The sequence below is a fragment of the Microcoleus asticus IPMA8 genome, from assembly GCF_013179805.1.
Classification (GTDB): domain Bacteria; phylum Cyanobacteriota; class Cyanobacteriia; order Cyanobacteriales; family Microcoleaceae; genus Microcoleus; species Microcoleus asticus.
In genome coordinates this window covers 1-4,594 of sequence record NZ_SRRZ01000232.1, presented here as the reverse complement: position 1 = coordinate 4,594, position 4,594 = coordinate 1, and the positions used below count along the sequence as shown (strand labels likewise).

Annotated in this window: 3 protein-coding genes; all 3 read left to right on the top strand. The window is 47.4% G+C overall.

From position 1 onward, the window contains the following. The first annotated feature begins 141 nt into the window (after positions 1-141). The 3 genes from E5S67_RS31095 (at position 142) to E5S67_RS31085 (ending at position 4,476) form a co-directional block, all read left to right on the top strand. Positions 142-1,227, top strand: coding sequence for a hypothetical protein (locus E5S67_RS31095; RefSeq protein ID WP_172193203.1), 1,086 nt, complete (start codon positions 142-144; stop codon positions 1,225-1,227). A gap of 185 nt (positions 1,228-1,412) precedes the next feature. Further along, a complete protein-coding gene (locus tag E5S67_RS31090) occupies positions 1,413-2,066 on the top strand; it encodes a hypothetical protein (RefSeq protein ID WP_246277076.1) in 654 nt (217 codons plus the stop codon). A gap of 376 nt (positions 2,067-2,442) precedes the next feature. Then, complete coding sequence (locus E5S67_RS31085; protein ID WP_172193199.1) at positions 2,443-4,476, top strand: hypothetical protein; 2,034 nt, start codon at positions 2,443-2,445, stop codon at positions 4,474-4,476. Positions 4,477-4,594 lie beyond the last annotated feature (118 nt).

The following is a 4,594-nucleotide window of genomic DNA, read 5'->3' as shown; positions in this document are numbered from 1 at the left end:
TTTTATACTCTCTTTCTATTAGTCTCCCATTGTGACTCTGTCTCTTTCTCTCTTATTATGACTCTGACCCTCTTTCTCTTTCTCCCACTCTCCCACTCTCCCTCTCTCCTTCCCCTTCCCCTTCCCCCTCCCCTTCCAAAAATGCTGACACAACTAATCGCCCAAACTAGCACAGCAGGACAAGCCCTGGACACTCTATCTGATGCCATAGAAGTCTCTCAAAAAACCGTCGAATCGTGGAATTTAGTTTGGTTTAACACCTTTAACACTCAAGAATCCTCTCTCTGGATTGCCTTAGTCAAACTAGGACTAATCCTGGCGGGAATATCTGTTACTTACCTCGCTGTCACCAGTGGCAAAGAAATCATCGAAAAACAGTCTTGGTCAGAGCTAGTAGCCATGTTTATCTGGCCACTCGTAATTGTAGTATTTCTCAGCAACAACGGTAAAGTCTTAGCTGAAAGCGTCAAATTCCTCAAAGTTGTAGGCAGCACTCAAGTTCAAGAAATTATGAAAATTCAAGTCGGAGAAATGACCTTCAGAACAGCCCTGAGCGACGTTAACCTCACCAGTGCTGGAAAAGAAGAAATCGAAAAACTCTACAGCGAATGTCAGGGCAAAGTTGGCTCAGCTTTAGTGGAATGTTGGAACAGCAAAAAACAGCCCGCTCAACAAATCCTCCAGGCAGCCGAACAGCAAAATGGAGGACCTCTCAAAAGCTTGCAGCGATTTGTCGAAAACTTAGGCAATGTTGCCAATCTTCAGGATATAAGAAATGGCGATTTTGCAGGACAAGTTTTTAGGTCTACTGTCTTGCCCATCATTCGCTTAATTCTTAGATCAGTACAGTGGGCATTTGTCAATATTTTAGAAGCAGCATTGTTGCTAACAGCTCTATTCGGACCTCTGGCAATGGGCTTGTCGCTGCTGCCACTGCAAGGAAAACCTATCTGGGCTTGGCTAATAGGATTTATGTCGTTATTTGGAGTGCAATTGGGCTACAACATCGTCGTTGGATTAGTCGCTGTAGTGATTGTCAAATCCGATGCAGAGTTAGTTACAGATATCGCCTTTTTATTCTTTTTAGCTGTCTTTTCTCCCGTTCTAGCCGTGTTAATAGCCAAGGGTGGAGGAACTGCTTTGTACAGTGCGATCGCCAATAGCACTAAACAGCTTACAGATATTGCCAGTAACGCGATCGGCGTTATTGCTGGAAAACTGATCTAGGGGAAGGAAATTCCGATAGCTTTTTCTTCACCGAACCGAGTTGTTACTCACTACTCAAACCCAGTTTCCCAATCCATTTCCTCCCTATCTCCCTATTCTCTATCCCCCATCTCGCCATCCCCTTCGATAATATGAAATTTCCACAATCACAACCCTTACTCCCTGAATCTAAAAACACCTTAGCCTTGTGCTTTGTCCTGCTAACAAGCTTTGTTTGCCTCCTGACAATTGCTGTTTTAGTTAACACAGTCAGTTTGAGAGCCTTATCTCAAAGAAAAGTTACCTTTGTCCAGTTAAAAGACGGAACCGCAGCACGAATTGCAGAACAAGATGAACTGTACAGAGAGCCGAAAATTATCCAAAATTTTGTATCCAGTTGGGTGAATTTAACCTGGGCTTGGTCAGGCAAAATTCCCGGCACAAATGACCCCGACCCCGGCATTAAAGTTAAAGGCAGTACCCAAGTTCCTACAACTGCTTGGATGGGTTCCTTGATGATGGAATCAGAGTTTGGTAAAGCTTCTCTTGTTGAACTTGCCAAACTCGTTCCCAACACCATCTATTCAGGAAAAACCCGATCAGGAGTCTATATCTCTCACATCTCAGAACCCAGAGAAATAAAAAGAGGTGTTTGGGAAATAGATGTAATTGCTACTCGCGTAGTGCTAGAGCAAGGCATTGGAGAAAGCCGAGAACAGTTTAATCGAACTTTCACCGTCAAAGCCGTAGAAATTCCCAAATCCCCTCTCAAAGAAAACGCTAATGAATTAGAGAAGACTATTCACTCTTTGAGAGCAGCCGGATTAGAAATTTCCCGAATTGTCGAATTCAAACCATAGAAGGGAAGAGTAGAGGAGGGGGGGAGTGGGAGAGGGGGAGTGGGAGATTCGGAGACGGGGAGAGGGAGAATAATTGACGGTTTTTCCCACCCATTACACCAACCAAATCTGCAAATTTAATGCACGGCAGCTTAAGGTTTTTAATTCCTTTGATTGAAAAGAGTTGCTATCTACTGCAATCTACTTAAAAACGGGAAATCTTCCTATTTACAGCATACCTCTAATCACTTTTCACCCCCACTCCCCCAATCTCCCACTCCCCCACTCCCCCCCTCTTCCACTCTCCCTCTCTCTCCCTCTCTCCCCCTCGCTCCTCAATCTTCTATCTTTCGTTTTTCAAGTTGTTTGAAAACACAAAAATTTTAATCAGCAAATCATGAATAATTCAACAACCCCACCAGCCGAAAATCCAATGAGTATCAGCCCCGACAGCCCCAATTTCCACACAACAAAAAGTATGAATAACCATGCGAGTGCATCAGTCGAGACAAATAAAACTGACGGCAGCAACACAAACCCCCCACTCTCCCCCTCTTCCTCTCCCCCACTCCCTCCCTCTCCCAACCCTTCCCCTTCTGACGATGATATTGATGAAAACTTCATTGCTAATTTCGACCCCAATGCACCCCTAACACTTGAAACTCAATATCAACTCGCTCAAGATGAGGAAAGACCACTGCCCCCGCCTGTTTCCGAAAGAGGCGTTCCTAGAGCAGTGACAATGCTGCTGTTGACTGGTGGAATACTATTGCTAGGACTGCTGATTTGGCAATTTATCAAGCCTAAATCACCTCGCGAACCTATCGCACAATCAACACCAAAAGAAAGCTCTTCTGGCACCATTAAAGATGAAAAACCGGAGTTGCTGGCTAAATTAGCTTACCTTGACCAACAAAAACTGTTAGCCGAAAAACCGCAAAAAACCGCAAAACCCAAAACAGAACCGTCGCCCAAACCGTCAAGAGCCTCGCGAACTCCGCGAACTCCGCGTCTAGTCGCTACCCGGAGCGCTACACCGCCACCTACTCCTCTACGCGAACCCCTACCCGCACCCCGAACAGTAGTGCGGACGGTAACAGTACCCGCACCCATACCGCAAAGAACACCCGCGCCCCCACCAGCCCCCATACCCAAACCGTTAATACCCCCACCTTTAATTCCAACTCCAACAGAAGAAAAAATCGACCCGTTTGAGCGGTGGAACCAACTCGCCCAACTCGGACAAATTAGGGGAAATTTTGACCCTAACCGAATAGCGAATGCCGTGAGTGCAACACCAAGCACTCCAGCGGCAACAAGCGCTACCGCCGCCGCTCTGACAAAGCCAGCTCCAACAACTGAATTCCTAACAGTCAATATCGGCAACCAAAAGTCGCAACCCTCATACGTTTCTTTCGAGCAAATCCCAGAAAAACTATATAGCCACCCAAATAACGCCAGCGGGGAAAGGCTACACCCGGAGTTTCCTTATGGAGAGGACAGCCTCGAAACCACCGACAACTCCCAAAACCCGACTAACCAATTAACTCCGACTGCCCTTTCCCCCCAAACAAGTTCCGATTCTACCGATAACCCAATCGAGACTGCGACTCGACTGAACACTCGTCCAACGTCCTTGCCCCCCGATACAGAATTTCAAACCTTTTCCCCAGAAGCTACTCCAGAGGCTTCTGCCTTAACAAATTCCCCAACCCTAGAACAAGTAAACTCCCCAGGGGCAAAAGGCATTCTCAACCGCACGCCGCAAACAGCTCAGGTTCCCCTTGGAACCACAGTCAACGGCGTAGTTTCGGTTCCCCTGTTGTGGGATGAAGGCTCAGGCAAACAGCTTTACGACAAATTTGCTGTCACTCTCACAGCCGACTTCACGGCAACTGACGGCTCTATTGCTTTTCCTGTCGGCACAGTTGTCATTGCCAAAGCCAACAACGTCAGCAAAACCAATCGCATGGTACAAGCTAGTGCTGTGGCGCTCGTCTACTCTGATAGAAACGGTCAGATTAAACAGCAGCCCATTCCAGAAGGCGCAATTTTGATTGCAGGAGAGGGCTCTGGGCCGTTGATTGCTTCAGGCTACTTCGACCCAGGTTCCGATGTTGCTGGACAGGATATCCTCACCGCAGTGCTGTCGGGAGTTGGACGAGTCGGTCAAGTGTTCGCAGAGCCTAAAGTCAGGAGTTCTAGCAGTATTAGTGGTGGGTTTGGGAACAGTACAACCACCGTTGAAAGCCGAGACCCCCAAATTTGGTCAGCCGTCCTCGACGGCTTCTTCAGCCCCCTAGCAAAACGGATGGAAAGTCGCTCAGATAGAGCAACTGAAGAACTTTTAAACCGCCCTAATGTAGCTGTGGTTAACAAGGGAACTCCCGTTTCTATTACTGTTAACAGCTTTCTCAACATTTACCGATAACCGAGCCGTCGCGAGCGGGCGAGTGGGGAGTGGGGAGTAAAGAGTAGGGAGTAAAGAGTAAAGAGTAGGGAGTAGGGAGTAGGGAGTAGGGAGTGGGGGAGAGGGGGGAGTGAGTGAG

Excerpts from the sequence above, each read along its gene's own strand:
- E5S67_RS31095 (WP_172193203.1), top strand. The coding sequence starts at position 142 with ATGCTGACACAACTAATCGCCCAAACTAGCACAGCAGGACAAGCCCTG.
- E5S67_RS31085 (WP_172193199.1), top strand. The coding sequence starts at position 2,443 with ATGAATAATTCAACAACCCCACCAGCCGAAAATCCAATGAGTATCAGC.